Raw genomic sequence first — 20,843 nt, forward strand, 5'->3', positions numbered from 1 at the left:
GCAGCGCCTTTAGAACGCTCAGCCCGTCCACGCCAGTCGCCGCGAGAGGTTGATGCAGATCGCGGCGGTCACGCCCCAGATGCGATAGCCCTCATGGTCCATTTCATAATAGCGGCGCATCGCGCCTTTCCAGAACACCTCGTTTTCCTGCCAGTTCTCGGGACGCATGAGGAGCGATAGCGGCGCTTCGAACCAGCTTTCCACCTCGCGCGGGTCGGGACGGATCGGTAGGTCGTGGGGGACCGTGGCCAGAACGGGCGTGATGTCGAAACCGGTGCCGGTCTGATAGCGGTCCGTTGTGCCGATCACGCGCACGTGCTCACGCTCGATGCCCAGTTCCTCCCATGCTTCGCGCAGCGCGGCGTCGACCGCGTGCTCTCCGTCATCCAGCTTCCCGCCCGGAAAGGCGACCTGGCCCGGATGGTCGCGCATGGTGCGTGGTCGCTGGGTCAAGAGGACGGTCGGGTCATCTCGATCCGTCACCGCGATGAGGACGGCGGCATCGGCCGTGCGGTCAAGATCGGCGAAACGTTCGTCGCTCAGCAGGTTGGGCGAGGGCGCGGCGTGGCCCTGCTCGAACAAGTGGGTGAGGCGATCGAACAGTTCGCTCATGCAGGCAGTAGCGAGAACCGCTCTCCGCCGCTGGTCACACTCCAGTCCTCGCCGTTCTCCAGCGCAATCTTGGCGAGCTGTTCGTAGGTCGAGCGATTGAGGCGTGCCTCGCAGCCGCGCCTGACATGGACATAGAGGCGGGGTTTCTCGGCATCGCCAGCCGCGCGGATACGATTGTCCGGTCCCGCGACAACCAACTCATCGGTGTTAATGCGAAAGGCGAGGTTGCCTTCCGTCTCGCTGACGTCGGTGGCGATGAAGCAGGCGTCCTCGACCTCGATGGATAGCTTTTGGAACGGGGTGACGAGCCAGTACCCGCCATCGTCTTCGCGCCTCAATAATCCGGCGAACGCCCGGACCATGGCGGGGCGGGAGATGGGGCTACCTTCATGCAGCCACGTTCCATCCTCCAGGATTTGCATATGGCTTTCACCGGTCTGTTCGGGCGTCCATTGCTCTACGGGAGGCAGCTTGCGTGCCTCGACCTGTTCGGCAATCTGGGCGAGCGACAGTCCGGCAAGTTCCGGGGGAGGGGTATATACCATGCCCGCTATTTGGGGCGGCTCGCGGCTCAGCGCAACTCTATGCGGGCCACGGTCCGAGCATGCCTTCGTTCGGGAGCACGCCGGGATTGCTGGTACGCACTAGCAGCCGCTCCTTTTCGAAGGGGCCGGGGCAGTGCCAACCGCCCGTATGCTGCGCGGTGAAGTCCCAGCGCGCGTAATATTCCGGGTCGCCGATCATGACCTGCGGCAGGGGCATGGCGCCCGTTTCGAACCCGCTTTCGATGGCACCCAGACTTGCCGCCATCAGGGCCTTGCCGAAGCCTTCACCCTGCCGTCCGGGCATGACAGCAACCGGACCGACCATGATCATCGGGTGAGGCCTGCCCCCGGGATCGACGAGGGCGACGGGCCACAGCTGGATGGTTCCGGCGAGGTAATCGTCTTCGTCGAGAGCGGCGAAACTCAGCGCATCCAGCGCATCGGCCCCTTCGCGGATCCGATAGGCGGTGCGCGCGTGCCGCTGCTGCCCGAATGCCGCGTCGAGCAATTGCTCGACCAGCGCAGGGTCGATTGCGGAAAGGGGAACGATTGTCGCCATAGCGGCGCGGCGATTAGGGCCGCGCCGCCATCAAGTCGACCAAGTTTCGCTTATTCGGGGCGAAGTTCCAGCAGGCGGCCCGTTTCCCCGTCTTCGAGGACCCAAAGCGCGCCATCCGGACCTTCGATGACCGAACGGATGCGGTTGCCCATGTCATAACGCGCCACTTCGCGCGCGTTCTCGCCATCCACTTCGACCCGGATCAAGGCCTTGGTCTTGAGGCCGGAAATCATCGCGTCGCCCTTGAGGCCGGGGAACAGGTCCCCGCGATAGAAGATCATGTTTCCGGGCGCGATGACCGGTGTCCAGTTGATCGCGAATTTCTCGAACCCGTCGTCTGCGGTATGATCGGGAATATTGTCACCGTCGTAGTGATCGCCGTTCGAGCGCAGCGGCCATCCGTAATTGGCGCCGCGCTTGACCAGGTTCAGCTCGTCGCCGCCTGCCGGGCCGTGCTCGATCTCCCACAAGCGACCGCTTGCATCGAAATCGATGCCTAGGAGGTTGCGATGGCCCCACGACCAGATCTGGTCGCTGGGGCTGCCCTGTCCGGCCAGCGGATTACCGGCCGCAGGCGTGCCGTCGAGATTGAGGCGCACCACGGTGCCGAGTGCGTTCGAAGTGTCCTGTGCCGGCTCCATTTTCTGGCGGTCGCCGCTCGTGATGAAGAGATATTGCTCGTCCGGGCTGAAGGCGATGCGGTGCGAATAGTGGCCGCGTCCCGTCACCTTGGGTGCCTGGCGCCAGATCACGTTCAAACCTTCGATGCTGCATTCATCGGCCTGCTGGCATACCAGCGTGCCACGACCAACCACGGCACCGCGCGTGTCGCCCTCACCGGCTTCCGCCCAGCTCAGATAGATCGTGCGGCGGTCGGTGCCTTGGCCTGCCTCGCTGGGTAGGAAAGCAATCTCGCCCAAGCCGCCCTGGCCGCCATAATCGACTTCGGGCACGCCGGTGACAGTGCCAAGCCTTCCGCTCGCAAGGTCCTTGAACTTGATGCTGCCTGCCTGTTCGGTGATGAAGATCATCCGGGTGCCGGGAAGGAAGGCCGAAGCCCATGGGTCGGCGAAAGATCCGTGTTCGGTAATCGCGAATTCGCCTGAAAATTCGCCTGCCACCGGGGTTGGCGTCGATGTCGCCGAGCTGCCTCCATCGGTGGAGTACCCGCCTCCGCAGCTTGCGGCCATCAGCAGCGGGGATAGGGTGGCGGCAATAACGGATAGGCGTTTCATGATCTCTTCATCTCCCGAACAAGGTCTGGGCCAGGCCCCGCTCATTATCGGCGTGGACGAGGCCGGTCGCGGACCGCTTGCCGGTCCGGTTGTCGCTGCCGCCGTGGTGTTGTGCAACCCGTGCCCCGAAGGCCTCGACGATTCCAAAAAGCTCAGCGCCGCCCGCCGTTCCGCGCTCGAGCCGCAAATTATCGAGAATTGTGCCTGGGGCCTCGGAATTGTCGACGTGGAAGAGATCGACCGCATCAATATCTTCCAGGCGACGATGCTGGCGATGACGCTCGCCGTTTCCCGTCTGGTGGATGCTTTGGGAGACGAGCCCGAAGCGGTGCTGATCGACGGGAACCAGACGCCGCATGGCCGCTGCGACACGTGGCGCTGGCCTGCGCGTGCAATTGTGGGCGGAGATGGGAAGGAAAAGGCGATCGGTGCCGCTTCGATCCTGGCCAAGGAATATCGCGACCGCGTCATGCGCGATGCGGCAACGCGCTTCCCGCATTATGGATGGGAACGCAACGCCGGTTATGGAACGCCCCAGCATCTCGAAGCATTGCGAACACACGGACCGAGCCCGCTGCACCGCCGCAGCTTTGCGCCGGTATCGCAGATGGAGATGTTCGCGTGACCTTTGCCTATTCCGATATTCCCGACCAGAGCGGCAAGACCGCGATCGTCACCGGCTCCAATACCGGCATCGGGCTGGAAATTGCCCGAGGCCTTTCGCGCAAGGGCGCGCGGGTGATCCTCGCCTGTCGCGATGGGGACAAGGCCAAGGCGGCGATGGACGATATCGCGAGCGGACCGGAGCAGGCCGATCTCGATTACCTTCATCTCGACCTCGGCAATCTCGCCTCGATCCGCGATGCCGCCGAAGAGGCAAAGAGCGAAAAAAAGATCGACATCTTGGTGAACAATGCTGGGATCATGGTGCCGCCGCTATCGCACTCGATCGGCGGCGCGGAATCGCAGTTTGCAGTAAACCATCTCGGACATTTCGCATTCACCGGCCTGTTGCTCGACAAGCTGGCGCAGGACGGCGGTGCGCGGGTCGTGTCGCAGTCATCCATCGCGCATAAGGGCGCCAAGATCGACTTCGACAATCTCGATGCGAGGCACGGCTATTCGCGCACGAAGTTCTATGGCCAGAGCAAGCTCGCCAACCTTCTCTTCGCGCTCGAACTGGACCGGAGGCTGCGCGCCGCAAATTCGCCGGTAGTCTCAATCGCCTGCCACCCGGGCGTCGCGCAGACGGAACTGACACGCCACCTGGGCCTGCTCGGCAGCGTTTTCGGCCCCGTCATCGGGCTCGCCCTCAACTCTGCCGAAGACGGTGCCATCCCGGCCTTGCAGGCGGCCACCGATCCGCAAGCGGAGGGCGGCGACTATTTCGGCAGCTGGGGCTTCCGCGAAATGAGCGGCAAGGCATCGGGCAAGGCCTATGCGACACGCACGGCCCGCGACCCGCTGCTGGCTGCCCGCCTATGGGAGAAATCGATCGACCTGACCGGCGTCGATCCGGGTCTTCCGCCCGCCGATGGCTAATCCGGCCGAAAACACCGGAAAAAAGAGTCTTCCGGGCCACACCGCATCATCTTGAGTCCGCCGAATCCGTGCGGACTCAACATCTTGTGGGGGACTCCTTTCGTTCTCCCTCAGGAGTTATGTGTCGATGCGATATGCAACCCAGAAGCTGCTTGACGTGGACTCGGTTTGGACTCACCCTGTGGATAACTAAGCCAAAGGGGACGGTCACATGGGGGTCATCGAGACCACGAAATCGCGCGTTCAGCGCACCGAGAAGGCGGTCGAACTCCCGCTCGAACTGCCCGTGGGCAAGATCCTCGATGGCGATTGCGTGGAGGCCATGCGCTCCATCCCGACGGCCAGCGTAGACCTGGTCTTCGCCGATCCTCCGTACAATCTCCAGCTTGGCGGCGATCTCAATCGTCCCGACGGCAGCCATGTCGATGCGGTGACCGACGACTGGGACAAGTTCGATACCTTCAAGGCCTATGACGATTTCACCCGCGCCTGGCTGACCGAGGCGAAGCGCATCCTGAAGCCCGACGGCGCGCTGTGGGTCATCGGCAGCTATCACAACATCTACCGCGTCGGCGCGATCCTGCAGGACCTGGGCTTCTGGATCCTGAACGATATCGTCTGGCGCAAGTCGAACCCTATGCCCAATTTTCGCGGCACCCGTTTCACCAATGCGCACGAGACGCTGCTTTGGTGTTCGCAGGGCGAAAAGGCGAAGTACCATTTCAACTACCGCGCGATGAAGACGCTCAACGATGAGCTGCAAATGCGCAGCGACTGGGTTCTTCCCATCTGCAACGGGGCAGAGCGGCTGAAGGAGGGCGGCCATAAGGTCCACCCGACGCAGAAGCCCGAAAGCCTGCTTTACCGCGTACTGCTGTCGACCACCGAAAAGGGCGACGTCGTGCTCGATCCCTTCTTCGGCACCGGTACGACCGGCGCGGTGGCCAAGCGCATCGGCCGCCAGTGGATCGGCTGCGAGCGTGAAGGCGTCTATCGCAATGCCGCGCTGAAGCGGATCGAAAAGGAACTGCCGCTCGACGAAAGCGCACTCACCACGATGCAGGCCGGCCGCAGCGCGCCCAAGGTCGCTTTCGGCGCTCTGGTCGAAAGCGGCTATCTCAAGCCCGGCACCGAATTGTTCGACAAGAAGCGGCGCTGGAAAGCGACCGTGCGCGCCGACGGTTCGCTTGCTTGCGGGAAGCAGACCGGCAGCATCCACGGTCTCGGCAAGGAGCTACAAGGTGCGCCCAGCTGCAACGGCTGGACCTTCTGGCACTACGAAGTCGATGGTGCGGACGGCAAGGACGTGAAACCCATCGACGCCGCGCGCCAACTCTACCTGCTGGCGGTAGAGGACTGAGCGAGCGGCGCTTCGGTCCGGCTTGGAGGCCTACTCTTCTTCGCGAACCAAACGGTCCTCGCTTACACCCCTGACCTTGAGCGCTTCCGACACGTCGTCTTCCATAGGAGGCGGCCCGCAAAGGTAGAATGTGCTGCCGAAATCGAGACCTGCATTGTCGAGGAAATCGCCATCGATCTGGCCATGGTGGATCCCGTCGACGTCTTCGTCGCTCAGCACGAGGTCCAATTGGAGCTCCGGCATATTCTCGAGCTCCTCGCGAAGGATGATGTCCTTCTCCTTGCTGTTGGAGAAGATCAGCCGGTAGCCGTCCAGCGACCCGTGGCTTTTCTGCCGGGCGCGAAGGATGGCGATAAACGGGGTGAGGCCAGCACCACCGGCGATGATCACACCGGGCCCCTTGTCCTCGATCGCGCCCCACGGGTCTTCGATAATGACGCCATCACCCGCCTTCATCATGCCGATCTGTTCGGTGACGCCGTCGTGCGAAGGATAGGACTTGATCGTGAACTGAAGATGGTTCGCGCCTGGCAGCGAAGTGAAGGTGAAGGGGCGCTTTTCGTCCCGCCAGCCGTCACGGTCCAGCGCCAGATCGGTTGCCTGACCGGGGCGGAAGTCGAAGCCGTCGGGCTTCTCAAAGGTCAGTTCATGGACATCGTGAGTGACAGGTCGAATGCTCTGAAGCGTCATTTGATGGGACATTGAAATCTCGTGTTGCTTCCGGAACGTACCCGGGCAGTCTGCAACCCGAGCAATGGGTGAGCGCCCGTCGCAGTTCCCCGAAGTAACCCGGCCACCGAATTTGCCAGACCTCCGTACATAGCCAGATGGACCAATCGTAAGCTCTCTTGCTTCAACGATAGGTCGAGGAGAGCCAGCGTCTGTCCTACTGCTGAAATTGCCTTTATGCCGGGGTCTTCACGTGAGGTAGGGGCGGCTATTTCGTCTCGGTGAAATTTCTTCCCCCAAGACCATGTTCCATGTGTTCCATCCTGTCGGCAATCGGCTAGGACAGTCCTACTATGAGCGATCATGTCTACATCCGCCCCGTCGGCTTCGCGCCGGGTCCCCAATCCGAACATGGAAATGCCATCCGGCTTGCGGGGACCATGGTCTATGCCAGCCGTTTCGCCGTGATCCTGCGGCGCGGCGGGGAGGTTGTCGAACGGCTTCTCGCCTCGGTCGATACGATCGACGAGGTGCTGGGCGCCTTGCCCGACGAGGTCGGAGCGGAGGCAGAGGCGCAATGGGCCAACCTCACCCTGGCGCATCCGCCCATGCAGCTCGGCAGCCGCGCGGTCGCGCTGGACCAGCCGCAGGTCATGGGAATCCTCAATGTAACGCCCGACAGCTTCAGCGATGGTGGCGAGTTCATGGATAAGCCCGACGTCCAGCGCGAGGTTGCTGCCGCCATGCTCGAAGCCGGGGCGGCGATCATCGATATCGGCGGCGAAAGCACGCGGCCGGGTGCGCAGCCGTTGTGGGAAGGCGACGAGATCGAGCGCGTCGTACCGGCGATCGAAGCCTGTTCCGCCATGGGGGCAGCGATCAGCATCGATACACGCAAGGCCGCGGTCATGGAGGCCGGACTGGAAGCGGGCGCTCATCTGGTGAACGACGTCTCTGGTCTCAAGCACGATCCGCGCAGCGCAGAAGTGGTCGCCGCCGCCGGTTGCCCAGTCGTGCTGATGCACGCACCGGGGGCGGGGGGCGAGGATCTCCACGCGAACGGGGACTATGATGCGGTCGTATTCGACGTCTTCGATGCCCTGCGCGCACGCCGCGATGCCGCGCTTGAGGCGGGGATCGAAGCGAAGAACATCATGCTCGATGTCGGGATCGGCTTCGGCAAATCGCTGGCCGACAATCTCGCCCTGATCAACGCCCTGCCGCTGTTCCATGCGCTGGGCCACCCGCTCCTGTTCGGGGCAAGCCGCAAGCGCATGATCGGTGCGCTGAGCAAGGAGGCGCCGGTGGAAGAGCGGCTCGGCGGCAGCGTCGCCCTTGCGCTCGAGGCAATGCGCGGCGGGGCGCAGGTGCTGCGGGTCCACGACGTCCCCGAAACCGTGCAGGCGCGCAACGTCTGGCGCGGCCTCAGGGACGCAGCACTGACCGACTTCAGCGATTTGCCGGGTTAGCTACCCGGAGAAGCTGCCGAGCCTGCCAGCAACCCGCCGTCGAGCGTGAGCTCGCTGCCTGTCATGTAGCCGCTCTCCTCGCTGGCGAGGTAAACGCAGAGCGCGGCAACCTCCTCGACAGTGCCGAAGCGCTTCAGGGGCGTATCGGCAACCAGCGCTGCCATGCGCGCATCGCGATCGGGACCGTCGCCAAGCATCGGCTCCCAGATATCGGTCAGGATGGCGGCAGGATGGATCGAATTGCAGCGGATCGCCCAGCCGTTCTGCGCAGCATAAAGCGCCACGGACTTCGAATGATTGCGCATTGCCGCCTTGCTTGCGGCATAGGCAGCAGCACCCGGAATGCCGACAAGGCCGGAGCGCGAGGACATGTTGATGATCGATCCTGCACCCTTGGTCTTCATCGCGCGAAGGGCATAGCGACAACCCAGGAAGCAGCCGTCGGTGTTGACCGCATGGACGCGGCGCCATTCGGCAAGACTCGCGTTTTCCGGATCGTGCGCGGCGGGGCCGTCCTCGAAGCCGGTGATCCCGGCGTTATTGACCAGAACGTCGATAGACGGAAACGCTTGTGCAAAAGCGTCCCAGTCCGCCTCGCTCGCCACGTCCAGCCTGGCGAATTCGCAGCCAAGCTCCTGGGCTGTTTTCCTACCTTCGGCCTCGTCGATATCGGTCAGCACGACGCGCGCGCCTTCGGCCTTGAAAGCTGCACAAACGGCCTTGCCGATACCGCGCGCGCCGCCGGTGACAACGCACAGTTTCTCAGTCAGTTTTTGCATGGTGTTACCTCGGAAAAATTCAGATGCAATTCGGGCCGCAATTGCAGCCACGTGGACAGTCGTTCCGCCTCAGCGGTGTCCCTTGTTCACCTGAATTACTCCCATTCGGTTCGACCCGCTTCTAGCAGATCACGCAGCGTTGTCGATGCCGAGGTCGGAAAGCTTGCGATAGAGGGTCGAGCGGCCGATTCCGAGACGGCGCGCGACTTCGGTCATGCGGCCGCGGTAGTGACCGATGGCCAGGCGGATGATGTCGGCCTCTATTTCTTCCAGCGGACGCAAATTGCCGTCGTCCTGGTAGAGCAGCACGCCAAGCCCGCGGGCGCGGCTTTCGCCGCGATGTCCGTCGCCGAGCAATTCGGCCAGTTGCGGGAAGCTTTCGGCAGTCAGCGCCTCGCCATCGCAGAACACGGACGCGCGGAAGAGCACGGCCTGGAGCTGGCGAACGTTGCCGGGCCAGTCGTAGGCTTCCAGCAGTGAAAGGCCGCTATCTGCGATCGAGTGGTGCTTGAGACCCGGCTGTTCGGCGATGCGGGAAAGGAAATAGCGGGTGAGGGCGGGGATGTCGCCCAACCGGTCACGCAGCGGCGGGAGATAGATGCTGGTTGCCGACAATTTGTCGCGCAAAGCCTCGGAAAACTCGCCGTTCTCGATGAGGATGTCGAGCGGGACGTCGCTCGCGCCGAATACGCGGACATCGACCCGGAACCCGTGCGATGCGCCGGTCGGCCTGACGATACCGCTCTCGAGCATTTCTGCGAGACGTTCCTGGATCGACAGATCGATACGGTCGATCTCGTCCAGCATCAGTGTCCCGCCGTCACAGAGTTCTATCAGGCCCACCTGCTTGTCGAATGCCCCCGGAAAGGCGCCCTTTTCGTGGCCGAAGAGGAGGGATTCAAGGGAGTTGCCCGGCATGCCTGCGCAATTCACCAGGCGTACCGGCGCCTTGGAGCGCGTCGATGCCTGGTGCATGGCACGCAGCAGCATCTCCTTGCCGGTGCCTGTTTCGCCTTCGACGAGGACGTGGCCGTGACCGCGTGCGGCGGTGGCTGCCTTGGCGAGAGCGGTGCGGAACGGCGCAGCCGTGCCCACCATGGCGTCGAAGTCCAGCACTTCGGAGAGTTTCTCCGTCATGGGCTGCAATTCGTCCTTCGGCGCTTCGCGGCGCGTCGCGCTGCGAAGGGCGGACAGGAAGCGTTCGGGAGCGATGGGCTTGATCAGGTAATCGGTTGCACCCGCCCGCATGGCTTCGACCGCCAGCAAGGGCGAAGTGCTCGCCGTCAGCATCATGACCGGAACCTTGGGGTGATCAGACTTCAGGGTGCGAATGAAGTCGCAAGCATTGTCGCCCGGCACCCACTGGTCGAGCAGGACCGCGCCGATCTGCGCGCCTTCCTTGGAGGCCAAGGTTTTCTGCGCTTCTTCGCAGCTCTCGACGACCAGCGTGCGCCATCCTTCGCGCGCGGCGAGGGCTGTGACGAGGCGGCTTTGCGCCGGCTCGTCGTCGATCAGCATGAGAAGACGGCCTTCCTGACTCGCCATGGTCCCGCATACTCCCTTCGGCTTGCCTGCATGATCGCGGGCCCGCTGACCAAGGGTCTATCGCAAATGGGTAAAGGGGCGATTAAGCCTGAATTTCGGCGGTGGATCGGGGAATTCAGGCACTTGTCGAAGATTAATCAGCGTTCTAGGGGTTCGGGGAATGAGTTAACATTTGAGGGACTGAGTATGGAACCGGGCAACGACATGAAAGCGCATAGCAAGACCTATGGCTCTTTCATCGGAATGCTTAAGTGGGCAATTCCCGTAATTGCGATCATCACTGCGATCGTCGTCATCCTGATCTCCGGTTGAGCGCGCACTAGATGCGGATCGCTGTTCTGGCTGAGAGGGGCGCTGGCGAAAGCCGCGTCGCATTGACGCCGGAAACGGCAAAAAAATTCATCGCACTGGGCGCTGATGTCGCGATCGAAGAAGGCGCAGGGGTAAGCGCCTCCATCACCGACGAAGCCTATCGTGACGCCGGGGTCGAAGTGGCCGCGGCGGCGAAGGTCGTGGATGCCGCCGACATCGTTCTGGGGGTGCAGGCTCCCGACGTGGCGCTGCTTTCCGGTGCGAAGCCGGGTGCGTGGGTCGCCGCGACCTTCGATCCTTTCCGCGAGAAAGCGCGCGTCGAAGCCTATGCCAAGGCAGGGCTGGAAGCGCTGTCGATGGAATTCATGCCCCGCATCACACGTGCGCAAAGCATGGACGTCCTTTCCAGCCAGTCGAACCTGGCGGGCTACAAGGCGGTTCTGACTGCGGCCACTGTTTACGGCCGCGCTTTCCCGATGATGATGACCGCTGCAGGGACGGTGCAGGCGGCCAAGGTCTTCGTGATGGGCGTCGGTGTCGCCGGGCTTCAGGCGATTGCCACCGCCAAGCGTCTGGGCGCGCAGGTGAGCGCGACCGACGTGCGTTCGGCCACGAAAGAACAGATCCAGTCGCTTGGCGCGAAGCCGGTCTTCGTCGAGGACGTCGCTGGCATCGAAGGCGAAGGCTCGGGCGGCTATGCCACCGAGATGAGCGAGGAATACCAGCAGGCGCAGGCCAAGCTGGTGTCCGAACACATCGCCAAGCAGGACATCGTCATCACTACCGCGCTGATACCGGGCCGCAATGCACCGCGCCTGATTTCGGACGCCCAGATCGCCAGCATGAAGCCGGGCAGCGTCATTTTCGACCTTGCCGTGGCGCAAGGCGGAAATGTGGAAGGTTCGCAGCCCGACCAGACGGTCGAGAAGCACGGCGTGAAGATCATCGGCTATTCGAATACGGCCGGACATCTCGCCGCCGACGCCTCGGCGCTATTCGCGCGTAACCTCTATAATTTCCTGTCTGCCTTCTGGGACAAGGAGGCCGGGAAGCCGGTCCTCGACGAGGAAATCGGCGACGCCGTTCGCCTGACGCAGGGCGGCAAGGTCGTGAACGAGAGGCTGGCGGGTTGAAAGCGCTATCCGCAACCGTCTTGCTAACGCTAATTTTTGCACACCCTGCGTCGGCAACCGGCGGAGAATCGACCCCGACAGACGCCCAGGTCCTCGCAAGCGATTGGCGCGGAGATATGGACTTCTACGCGGCCTTCGTCGCCTATGGACGCGCAGAGTGGATGTATCGGGTTTTCCGAAATCGGCACTGTGCGTTTGAGGGCGGAAGGAGAATGTCGCTTTCGCATGTGCTTGATACGACCCGCGAGCGTTTGGATCTTGCAAGGGGTCGCATCGAAGCACTCTGGCCAGGCGGGTTCGCGAATGTGAAAGATATTTTCCGCGACAATGAACCAGAGAAGCGGGAGCTGTGCGACAACGTCGAGGCCGCGGAACTGGCTTTTTCTGCGGCATTGGGAGCTCGCGACGCGCTCGACGTGATCCTTGGGCTTATCGAGCGCGAGCGCGGAATCGAGTAAGGAACAATAGATGGACTTCATTTCGATCCTGTCGATTTTCGTGCTGGCGTGTTTCGTCGGCTATTATGTGGTCTGGTCGGTCACGCCCGCGCTGCATACGCCGCTGATGGCGGTGACCAATGCGATTTCCTCGGTGATTATCGTCGGCGCGTTGATCGCGGCGGCGGCGGCGGATGTGCCGGGGGCAAAGTGGCTGGGGCTGCTTGGTATCGTGCTGGCCAGTGTGAATATCTTCGGCGGTTTCGCGGTGACGGCGAGAATGCTCGCTATGTATAAGAAGAAGGAGAAGAAGTGATGCGTCGCCTTCTCCTCGCCGCGCCGTTCGCGCTGCTGGCCACGCCTGCCCATGCCGCAACCGGTGAAGCGGTGAACCCTTGGGTGGCGCTCGCCTATCTCGTGTCGGGCGTGTTCTTCATCCTCGCGCTGCGCGGCCTGTCCTCGCCCGCGACGAGCCGGACGGGCAACCGCTTCGGCATGATCGGCATGCTGATCGCCGTGGTGACGACGCTGATGACGCATTTCCCCGGCGACGTCATACCGAACGACCTGATCGGCACTGAGCCAAGTAGCTTTTTCCGGCCCGATTGGGCCTCTATGGCTGAAATTCTAATCGCCATCGCCATCGGTGCCATCATCGGTATCACCATTGCCCGCCGCATTGCGATGACCGCAATGCCGGAACTGGTTGCAGCCTTCCACTCGCTGGTCGGGCTCGCCGCAGTGTTGGTAGGCTGGGCGGCGTATCTCAATCCGGGTGCGTTCGGCTTGCTTGTCGATGGAGGCATCGGAGCGGTTTCCAAGGTCGAGATGGGCCTCGGCATCGCCATCGGGGCAATCACCTTCTCTGGTTCGGTCATCGCTTTTGCCAAGCTTTCGGGTCGGATGAGCGGTTCGCCGATCCTGCTGCCTGCGCGCCATGTCATCAATCTCGGCACGCTGGCGGCGATCATCGTGCTGACCGCGCTGTTCGCGATGGCCGGACCTTCGGAGACCATGCCGCTGATCATTGCGCTGACGGTGCTTGCCTTCCTTATCGGCTTCCTGCTGATCATCCCCATCGGCGGGGCGGACATGCCGGTCGTGGTCTCGATGCTGAACTCCTATTCGGGCTGGGCTGCTGCCGCGATGGGCTTCACGCTCGGCAACACGGCGATGATCATCACCGGCGCGCTGGTCGGCTCCTCAGGTGCGATCCTCAGCTACATCATGTGCCGCGCGATGAATCGCAGCTTCATCTCCGTGATTGCGGGCGGCTTTGGCGCCGAGGATGGCGCCGGCGGGGGCGAAGCGCGCGAAGCACGACCCTACAAGCAGGGCAGCGCAGACGATGCCGCTTTCATGCTCGAACAGGCCGAGAAGGTCATCATCATCCCGGGTTACGGCATGGCGGTGGCACAGGCACAGCACGCGCTGCGCGAGATGACCGACATACTCGAAGAGAAGGGCGTGGACGTGAAGTTTGCGATCCACCCCGTCGCAGGTCGCATGCCCGGGCACATGAACGTGCTCCTCGCCGAAGCCAGCGTCGATTACGACAAGGTCTTCGAGTTGGAGGACATCAACTCCGAATTCGCCCAGGCCGATGTCGCCTTCATCATCGGCGCAAACGACGTCGTGAATCCGGCGGCCAAGACCGACAAGTCTTCGCCCATCTACGGCATGCCAGTGTTCGACGTGGACAAGGCCAAGCAGGTCTTCTTCATCAAGCGTTCGATGGGCGGCGTGGGCTATGCCGGCGTCGATAACGATGTCTTCTACATGGACCAGACCATGATGCTGCTTTCCGATGCGAAGAAGATGGTCGAGGAAATCGTGAAGGCGCTCGACTAACCCATGCGCAAGGCAATCATCGGCATCGCCCTGGTGGCAATCTTGGGCTTTTTCGCTTGGGGCTATTTCGGCGGGATCGAACGCGTCACGGCGGGTCGCATCGAAAGCGTGCTGGTCGACAAGGGTATCTCGCAGCCCGTCGCGGCCTGCATGGGTAGCCGCATGGCGGAGCGTCTGTCGCTCAACCAATTGCGCAAGCTGGAAAACCTCCAGGCGCGCGAGGGCGAGAGCGCGGTGCCGCTCACCATGGCCGAATTCCTCGAGCGCCTGCGCCGTGTGGATGATCCCGAAGCGATCGAGGTCGTTGGCACGTCGGCGGCAATCTGCTCGTTCACGACGCGTTAGAGACGCTTGCAATAGCTCCCGATAGCGGCACTATGTGGCGCGAGAGGGAGACACATATGATCCGCACCGCATTCGCCGCGACGCTGCTCGCAAGCACCACTCCGCTGCTGGCCGAAACCCACACGATTTCGCCGGGAGAAGGCGCGCAGGAGCGCTTGCAGGAGGCGTTGATCCTTGCCCAGCCCGGCGACGAGATCGTCCTTGAAGCAGGGCGATATGCGATGAGCGACGGCCTTAGCCTCGACGTAGACGGCGTGACCTTGCGCGGTGCGGGGATGGACGGGACGGTGCTGGATTTCACCGGGCAACAGGGCGCGGGCGAGGGACTTCTCGTCACCTCCGACAATGTCACCATGCGTGACTTTGCCCTGGAGAACCCAAAGGGCGACGGCGTGAAGTCGAAGGGCGCCGACAATATCGTCTATCACCGTGTCCGCGTTACCTGGACCCGCGGTCCCCATGCCGAGAACGGAGCCTATGGCATCTATCCGGTCGAGAGTACCGGCGTGCTGGTCGATGGCGTCAAGGTCACCGGGGCAAGCGATGCCGGCATATACGTCGGCCAGTCCAATCGGATCACCGTGCGCAACTCGATCGCCGAAGCGAATGTGGCGGGGATCGAGATCGAGAACAGCCGCAACGCTCTGGTCGAACACAATATTGCTACCCGGAATACGGGTGGCATCCTCGTCTTCGACCTTCCCAACCTGCCGGTGATGGGCGGCGGCAATGTAATCGTTGCAAACAACCTCGTGGTGGCGAACGACACGCCGAATTTCGCGCCTCCCGGCAATATCGTGGCAGGTGTTCGGCGAGGGACCGGCATCATGGTGATGGCGAACGAGAACGTTCTGATCGAGGACAATATCCTGTCGGGCAACCCGACCGCACCTGTCATGGTGATCGCCTACACGCAGCCTTACGACGACGATCACTACAATCCCCTGCCGCGCGAAGTGGTGGTCGGGCCGAACCAATTCGATGGCGGCGGTTACGATCCGCAACTCGACGGTGCCGAGATGCTGCTTGCGGCATTCGGCGGCGAATTGCCGCCCGTGCTGTGGGACGGCCTTGGCTCGCTCTCTGCCGCAGAGGGAACCATGGGCTGGAGCCTCAACTTGCCCGAAGCGGGTAAGGGGCTGGGCGGTGCGCAGCCTGGCTTGATGGCGGTCGATGCGCCTGCAGATAGCTTCGATCGCAGCGGCATCGGTGCACCTGCGGAACTGGACGCCCGCCTGTAATCATGAAGCACCTCGGCGTCTTTTTCTGCGCATTGCTCGCCTTCGCCTCTGCCGCGGCAGTCGAAGCGCGCAGGATGGCGCCTGAAGTCTCCGATGCGGCAATCCAGGGCAAGGCATTGCCGCGAACCTTGGAGGAATTCGGCTTCTTCATACATGCGGATGCGCAGATACCGACGCTCGGCGTGATCCCCTATCGCCTGAATACACCGCTCTATTCGGACGGAGCGGAAAAGCTTCGCTTCGTCTACGTGCCGCAGGGCACCAAGATGCAGGCGGACGGGGAAGGGCTGATCGACTTCCCGGTCGGCACCGCCCTGATCAAGACCTTCGCATTCGGCGAAGGTGAGAAGCGCCGACTGATCGAAACCCGCGTCCTGCTGCACCGCGCCGATGGCTGGCTCGCGCTTCCTTATGTCTGGAACGAGGAACAGACGCAGGCCCGCCTGGCTATTGCCGGTGCGCGCGTCCCGGTCGCGACGCCCGAAGGCGAAAAAATCAGTTACCGCGTGCCCAACAAGAACCAGTGCAAGGAGTGCCACGGGCTTGACGATGCGGTCGTCCCGATCGGCCCCAAGGCGCGCAATCTTTCGCGCGAATGGCTTGAGGCCAACATCGGAGCCGTTCCGCAGGACGCGGACACGCTTCCTGTGTGGGAAGACCGTTCGCAGGCCGGCACGAATGCCGTGGCGCGCGCATTCCTCGATGTGAATTGCGCCCATTGCCACCGTCCGGGTGCGACTGCGTCGAACAGTGGGCTGGACCTTCGCTGGGAGCAGGACGATCCCCATGCGATCGGCGTCATGAAACGACCGGTTGCCGCGGGGCGAGGAGCCGGGGGTCTGCTCTTCGACGTCGTGCCGGGCAAGCCGCAGGAATCCATCCTGCTCCACCGCATGCTGAGCAACGAGCCGGGGGTGGCCATGCCGGAGCTTGGCAAGGCGACCATTGACCGTGAGGGCGCCGATGCCGTGCGCCGCTGGATCGAGGAGATGCCGCAGTGAAGTGGGTGTTCCGTATTTTCGCCGCTATTCTCGTAATCGGGCTGGTAGCTTTCCTGTTTCTGCGCACGCCGGACACCGATCGTGACGAGATGTGGGCCAAATATGGCGCGGCACCATCGCAGGCTGTGACGCTTGCCGACGGACGCGAGATCCATCTGCGCGACGAGGGGCCGCGCGATGCGCCCGTGATCATGCTCCTGCATGGCTCGAACGCCGATCTGCATACGTGGCAGCCCTGGGCCGAAATTCTCCGGGAAGACTACCGTGTGGTGCGGTACGACCAGCGCGGCCACGGACTGACAGGCGCCGCCCCCGATGCGGAATACACCCGCGAGGCATTCGTTTCGGACGTCGATGCGGTTGCTGACGCGCTGTCTCTCGACACTTTCACCTTGGCGGGGAACTCGATGGGCGGCTGGATCGCGATGGCCTATGCGCTCGAAAACCCGGAACGGCTCGACGGACTCGTGCTGGTCGATGCGTCGGGCGCACCGATCGAACGTGAAGGCTCGGGCAATTTCGCCTTCAAGCTCGCTTCGATGCCCGTGGTCGGAAACGGGCTCAGCCAGATGCTCCCGCGCTCCCTCGTTGCGAAAAGTCTTTCGCAAAGTGTCTCGAACCAGGCCGTCGTCACCGATGCGGCGATCGACCGCTATTGGGAAATGGCGCGCTATCCCGGCAATCGGGCTGCCACGCGCAAACGCTTCGGCACCCCGCGCGAGGGCTTCACCGCTCAGCAGGCCGCAGCAATGACGGTCCCGACGCTGGTCATGTGGGGGAAGGAAGATGCGCTGGTGCCCTTCGAGGGCGGCGAATGGTATGCGCGCCATATCCCGAACGCCACGCTCGTCGCCTATGACGGTATCGGCCATATCCCCATGGAAGAGACCGCGGAGCGCAGCGCTGCCGATCTGACCGGCTGGCTGGCGGAAATTCGCTCGGCCCAGGAAATGGAAACTGAGGAACTGCTATAGCCGACGCCCGTTCTAGGGCGTTGAAACACAAGTCGCATCATGCGGTGCTAACAGGGTAACGGGAAGGAGCGCGTTCTTGCGCAAATTGGGTCTCATCGGGGGCATGAGCTGGGTTTCGACCCGCGCCTATTACGAACGTATCAACAAGGAAATCCAGCGCCGCTCCAATTTCATGTCGAGCGCGCCGCTCTTGATCGAAAGCCTGGATTATTCGCTGATCGCCAAGGCCAAGCAGGACGATGACTGGGATGCAGTCGCTTCCTTGCTGGTGGAAAGTGGCCGCCGCCTCGAGAGTGCGGGGGCTGAGGGGATCATCATCGCGGCCAATACGATGCACAAGGTCTATGACCGCGTGGCAGAGGGCCTCTCCATCCCCGTCCTGCATATCGCCGACAGCGTGGGCGAAGCGATGAAGAAGGCGAAATGCGACAACGCCGCGCTGCTCGGCACGCGTTTTGTCATGACCGAAAGCTTCTACCGCCAGCGCCTCGTCGCGCATGGCGTCGACCTGCTGCCGCCCGATCCGGGCGATGTCGAGCTGGTCGACGGCATCATCTACAAGGAACTGATGCTCGGCCGCGTGACGCGCTCTGCCGAGCGGGCACTGAAAACGATCATCACCAACAAGGACAAGGAAGGTGCAAAAGCCATCGTGCTTGCCTGCACCGAGCTGGAACTGGTGGTCGACACGGATGCAAACGTGCTCCCGGTCTTCGATTCCACCGACATTCACTGCCGCGCCGCAGCGGAATGGATGCTCGCCGACGATTGACCGGCGCCGCCGGTTTTTTGGCACGCAGCGTCGCTTTTCGCCGATAAGCGGTCAGGTTCCCATTTCGTTCACGTTGTCCCGTTGAATCCGCTGACCTAAGCCTTGGCGCTCCATGAACAGAGCTCCTTACGCTGCCGATCCTGCTGCTTCGCGCGGACGCGAATTTTCCGAAGACCGCGACGGGACCCGCGGTCCGCGCAGCGAGTTCCAGCGCGATCGCGACCGGATCGTCCATTCGATCGCCTTTCGCCGACTGCGTTCCAAGACGCAGGTCTTCGTGGCGCCCGACGGGGACCATTATCGAACCCGCCTCACACACAGTATCGAAGTCGCCCAGATCGGCCGCGTCATCGCTCGCGAGCTTGGCCTGGACGAGGATCTGACCGAAGCGCTCTGCTTGGGACACGACATCGGTCATCCGCCCTTCGGACACGCTGGCGAGACGGCGCTTGAAGAGGCGATGGTTCACGCAGGCGGCTATGACCACAATGCCCAGGGCATCCGGACGCTGGCACGGCTGGAAAGCAATTACCCCGATCACCCGGGGATGAACCTGACCTGGGAAACGCTGGAAGGTCTCGCCAAGCACAACGGCCCCGTTTCGGCAGCGAATTGGGCCTTGAGAGAGATCGATGCCGCCTATCCGCTCGAGCTCGGCCAATGGCCTTCGCTGGAGGCGCAGGTGGCTGCTGTCGCGGACGACATCGCCTATGACAATCACGACATCGACGACGGGCTGCGCGCGGGTTTCCTCTCGCTCGACGACCTGATGGAAATCGACTTGCTCGCCGACCAGTTCCGGGCGGTCGAGAAGCGTTTCCCACATATCTCGCGCGACAAGCAGCTTCGCGAACTGGTGCGTAGCCAGATCGGCCTGATGGTGAATGACGTGCTCGACCATACTCGCGAGAACATCGCCGGGCTCGACAGCGTGAGTCAGGTGCGCGAAGCGGGCAAGCAGCTCGCGGGGTTTTCGCCCGGCATGGCGGATCAGGAGCGCGCCTTGAAGAAATTCATGTACCAGCGCCTCTACTACCATCCCGAGCAGTTGCAGACCGCAGAAAGGGCGCGCGACGTCATTGCCCGGCTCTTCGTTGCTTATCAGCAGGATCCGACCACCATGCCCGACGACTGGCTGGAACGCCTGCCTGATTCCGAGCCTGAAAAGAGCCGTCACATCGCCGATTTCATTGCTGGAATGACCGATCGTTTCGCAATCGAGCAGTGCGCAAAAATCTACGGGCGCGTTCCGCAGGGGCTCTCCAATGTCTGACGATGCACTGCGCCTTTGCGTGATCGGCGCAACCGGCCTCATCGGCGGCAAGGTGATGGAAGAGTGTATCGGCCGCGAGGACGTGCGGCTTTCCGCGATTGCCCGACGCGAGGCGAAGCTGCCGCGGGGTATTCGCATGGAGCTGTTTGTTGCCGAACCGGCCAAGTGGGGCGAGGTTCTGGAGGCGCTTCGCCCCAAGGCGGTGATTTGCGCACTCGGCACGACCTGGAAGAAAGCAGGAGAAGACGAGGAGGCCTTTCGTGCGGTGGACCAGCACCTTGTGTTGGATACCGCGCGCGCAGCCAAGGAGCAGGGCGTAGACCGCTTTGTCGCAGTCAGCTCGATCGGCGCGGATACGGCCTCGAAAAACTTCTACCTTCGGGTGAAGGGTGAAACCGAGCGCGAACTGACGAAGCTGCGTTTCAATCGCCTGGATATCCTTCGACCCGGCCTGCTGCGCGGAAAGCGAGAGAATGACCGCAGGATTGGTGAGCGCATTGGTATTGCTGCCGCGCCTGTCGCCAACCTCCTCCTTCACGGCAAGTACCGCCAGTATCGTGCGATCGAGGCCAAGACCGTGGCGCAGGCTGCCATAGCTCTGGCGAAAAGTGCGGCGAGGGGGCGCTTCGTGCACGACAACGACGGGATCGTGCGGGCGGCCAAACGCCTGCCGCAATTGATTACCGACTAGGAGAGCGAAGATGTGGGACACCGTTTTCTCGATAGCCAACGCATTGGCCTTGCTGATGTGGGTGGCGCTGGTGTTCCTGCCGCGCTGGCCAGCTCTGCTTGCGGCTATCCTCTATCTGGGCGTGGGGCTGTTGAGCGCAGCCTACGCAGTCTTCCTGATCGCCGTAGTGGCTGGCATCGTGCCGGGTGGCGAGGGTGGTAATTTCTCGTCGATCGAGGGCGTGCGCCAGATTTTCTCAAGCGACGCCGGTGTCACCATCGGCTGGATCCACTATCTTGCGTTCGATCTCTTCGTGGGGCTCTGGATCGCCCGCGATGCCGACGCGAAGGACTTTTCACGGCTGGTCCAAGCCCCGATCCTTTTCGCCACATTGATGGCGGGTCCGCTCGGCCTCGTCCTGTGGCTCTTGATCAGGGAAAGGCGTGCCCGTGCCGGAGGCCGCTGGCAATAGGACCCTTGCTCCCCGCACCATGCATGGCATGATGGCTGGCGAGGGAG

General features: G+C 62.7%; 24 protein-coding genes. 17 read left to right on the forward strand and 7 right to left on the reverse strand.

The window, feature by feature from the left end:
• Positions 1-18: 18 nt before the first annotated feature.
• From LCM24_RS09810 to LCM24_RS09825, 4 genes are read right to left on the reverse strand one after another with little or no spacing between them, the layout of a single operon-like run.
• Positions 19-612, reverse strand: coding sequence for a CoA pyrophosphatase (locus tag LCM24_RS09810; RefSeq protein WP_224803896.1), 594 nt, complete (start codon positions 610-612; stop codon positions 19-21).
• Entirely contained in the window at positions 609-1,157 is a 549-nt protein-coding gene (locus LCM24_RS09815; protein WP_224803898.1) for a DUF1285 domain-containing protein, read from the reverse strand. The genes LCM24_RS09810 and LCM24_RS09815 overlap by 4 nt, the downstream gene beginning before the upstream one ends.
• 37 nt (positions 1,158-1,194) lie before the next feature.
• The gene (locus tag LCM24_RS09820; RefSeq protein ID WP_224803900.1) at positions 1,195-1,716 is read right to left on the reverse strand and encodes a GNAT family N-acetyltransferase; all 522 of its coding nucleotides are present in this window, start codon (positions 1,714-1,716) and stop codon (positions 1,195-1,197) included.
• Positions 1,717-1,766: 50 nt separating this feature from the next.
• Entirely contained in the window at positions 1,767-2,951 is a 1,185-nt protein-coding gene (locus LCM24_RS09825) for a PQQ-dependent sugar dehydrogenase (protein WP_224803902.1), read from the reverse strand.
• Here LCM24_RS09825 and LCM24_RS09830 point away from each other — a divergent pair.
• The 3 genes from LCM24_RS09830 (at position 2,950) to LCM24_RS09840 (ending at position 5,853) form a co-directional block, all read left to right on the forward strand.
• Positions 2,950-3,576: a ribonuclease HII gene (locus tag LCM24_RS09830; protein ID WP_224803904.1), complete on the forward strand. Its 627-nt coding sequence runs from the start codon at positions 2,950-2,952 to the stop codon at positions 3,574-3,576. The genes LCM24_RS09825 and LCM24_RS09830 overlap by 2 nt on opposite strands.
• Positions 3,573-4,493, forward strand: coding sequence for an oxidoreductase (locus LCM24_RS09835; protein ID WP_224803906.1), 921 nt, complete (start codon positions 3,573-3,575; stop codon positions 4,491-4,493). Before LCM24_RS09830 ends, LCM24_RS09835 begins: the two co-directional genes overlap by 4 nt.
• Before the next feature lie 211 nt (positions 4,494-4,704).
• Positions 4,705-5,853: a site-specific DNA-methyltransferase gene (locus LCM24_RS09840; RefSeq protein ID WP_318247368.1), complete on the forward strand. Its 1,149-nt coding sequence runs from the start codon at positions 4,705-4,707 to the stop codon at positions 5,851-5,853.
• Between the two features lie 30 nt (positions 5,854-5,883).
• Here the strand turns inward: LCM24_RS09840 and LCM24_RS09845 are convergent, their stop codons facing one another.
• Positions 5,884-6,543: an FAD-binding oxidoreductase gene (locus LCM24_RS09845; RefSeq protein ID WP_224803908.1), complete on the reverse strand. Its 660-nt coding sequence runs from the start codon at positions 6,541-6,543 to the stop codon at positions 5,884-5,886.
• Between the two features lie 332 nt (positions 6,544-6,875).
• Between LCM24_RS09845 and folP the strand changes: the two genes are divergently transcribed.
• Complete coding sequence (folP, locus tag LCM24_RS09850; RefSeq protein ID WP_224803910.1) at positions 6,876-7,991, forward strand: dihydropteroate synthase; 1,116 nt, start codon at positions 6,876-6,878, stop codon at positions 7,989-7,991.
• Here the strand turns inward: folP and LCM24_RS09855 are convergent.
• Together LCM24_RS09855 and LCM24_RS09860 are read right to left on the reverse strand one after the other, a co-directional pair.
• Positions 7,988-8,770, reverse strand: coding sequence for an SDR family oxidoreductase (locus tag LCM24_RS09855; RefSeq protein WP_224803912.1), 783 nt, complete (start codon positions 8,768-8,770; stop codon positions 7,988-7,990). The two genes, folP and LCM24_RS09855, sit on opposite strands and share 4 nt — an antisense overlap.
• 129 nt (positions 8,771-8,899) lie before the next feature.
• On the reverse strand, positions 8,900-10,315 hold the full coding sequence (locus LCM24_RS09860; protein WP_224803914.1) for a sigma-54-dependent transcriptional regulator: 1,416 nt from the start codon (positions 10,313-10,315) through the stop codon (positions 8,900-8,902).
• Positions 10,316-10,501: 186 nt separating this feature from the next.
• Here LCM24_RS09860 and LCM24_RS09865 point away from each other — a divergent pair, with 186 nt between their 5' ends.
• The 13 genes from LCM24_RS09865 to LCM24_RS09925 all read left to right on the forward strand — a co-directional run bounded on the left by LCM24_RS09865 (position 10,502) and on the right by LCM24_RS09925 (position 20,796).
• The gene (locus LCM24_RS09865) at positions 10,502-10,627 is read left to right on the forward strand and encodes an aa3-type cytochrome c oxidase subunit IV (RefSeq protein WP_143089643.1); all 126 of its coding nucleotides are present in this window, start codon (positions 10,502-10,504) and stop codon (positions 10,625-10,627) included.
• An 11-nt stretch (positions 10,628-10,638) separates the two neighbouring features.
• Positions 10,639-11,760 carry an NAD(P) transhydrogenase subunit alpha gene (locus tag LCM24_RS09870; RefSeq protein ID WP_224803916.1) on the forward strand — a complete coding sequence of 374 codons (1,122 nt, stop codon included), beginning with the start codon at positions 10,639-10,641 and terminating at the stop codon, positions 11,758-11,760.
• 116 nt (positions 11,761-11,876) lie between these two features.
• Positions 11,877-12,218, forward strand: a complete 342-nt coding sequence (locus LCM24_RS09875) for a hypothetical protein (RefSeq protein WP_224803918.1) — start codon at positions 11,877-11,879, stop codon at positions 12,216-12,218.
• 10 nt (positions 12,219-12,228) lie between these two features.
• Positions 12,229-12,513 (forward strand): NAD(P) transhydrogenase subunit alpha, encoded by a 285-nt coding sequence (locus LCM24_RS09880; protein WP_006833497.1) that lies wholly within the window; start codon positions 12,229-12,231, stop codon positions 12,511-12,513.
• Complete coding sequence (locus LCM24_RS09885; protein ID WP_224803920.1) at positions 12,513-14,048, forward strand: NAD(P)(+) transhydrogenase (Re/Si-specific) subunit beta; 1,536 nt, start codon at positions 12,513-12,515, stop codon at positions 14,046-14,048. The genes LCM24_RS09880 and LCM24_RS09885 overlap by 1 nt, the downstream gene beginning before the upstream one ends.
• A 3-nt stretch (positions 14,049-14,051) precedes the next feature.
• Positions 14,052-14,393, forward strand: a complete 342-nt coding sequence (locus LCM24_RS09890; RefSeq protein WP_224803922.1) for a hypothetical protein — start codon at positions 14,052-14,054, stop codon at positions 14,391-14,393.
• Between the two features lie 56 nt (positions 14,394-14,449).
• Positions 14,450-15,634, forward strand: coding sequence for a parallel beta-helix domain-containing protein (locus tag LCM24_RS09895; RefSeq protein ID WP_224803923.1), 1,185 nt, complete (start codon positions 14,450-14,452; stop codon positions 15,632-15,634).
• Positions 15,635-15,636: 2 nt separating this feature from the next.
• The gene (locus LCM24_RS09900) at positions 15,637-16,635 is read left to right on the forward strand and encodes an SO2930 family diheme c-type cytochrome (protein ID WP_224803925.1); all 999 of its coding nucleotides are present in this window, start codon (positions 15,637-15,639) and stop codon (positions 16,633-16,635) included.
• Positions 16,632-17,609, forward strand: coding sequence for an alpha/beta hydrolase (locus LCM24_RS09905; protein WP_224803927.1), 978 nt, complete (start codon positions 16,632-16,634; stop codon positions 17,607-17,609). The genes LCM24_RS09900 and LCM24_RS09905 overlap by 4 nt, the downstream gene beginning before the upstream one ends.
• A gap of 76 nt (positions 17,610-17,685) precedes the next feature.
• On the forward strand, positions 17,686-18,381 hold the full coding sequence (locus LCM24_RS09910) for an aspartate/glutamate racemase family protein (protein ID WP_224803929.1): 696 nt from the start codon (positions 17,686-17,688) through the stop codon (positions 18,379-18,381).
• Positions 18,382-18,493: 112 nt separating this feature from the next.
• On the forward strand, positions 18,494-19,654 hold the full coding sequence (locus LCM24_RS09915) for a deoxyguanosinetriphosphate triphosphohydrolase (protein WP_224803931.1): 1,161 nt from the start codon (positions 18,494-18,496) through the stop codon (positions 19,652-19,654).
• Positions 19,647-20,345: an NAD(P)H-binding protein gene (locus LCM24_RS09920; RefSeq protein ID WP_224803933.1), complete on the forward strand. Its 699-nt coding sequence runs from the start codon at positions 19,647-19,649 to the stop codon at positions 20,343-20,345. The genes LCM24_RS09915 and LCM24_RS09920 overlap by 8 nt, the downstream gene beginning before the upstream one ends.
• A gap of 10 nt (positions 20,346-20,355) precedes the next feature.
• Positions 20,356-20,796: an ABA4-like family protein gene (locus LCM24_RS09925; protein WP_224803935.1), complete on the forward strand. Its 441-nt coding sequence runs from the start codon at positions 20,356-20,358 to the stop codon at positions 20,794-20,796.
• Positions 20,797-20,843 lie beyond the last annotated feature (47 nt).

The organism is Qipengyuania aquimaris (assembly GCF_020171965.1).
Taxonomy (GTDB): domain Bacteria; phylum Pseudomonadota; class Alphaproteobacteria; order Sphingomonadales; family Sphingomonadaceae; genus Qipengyuania; species Qipengyuania aquimaris_A.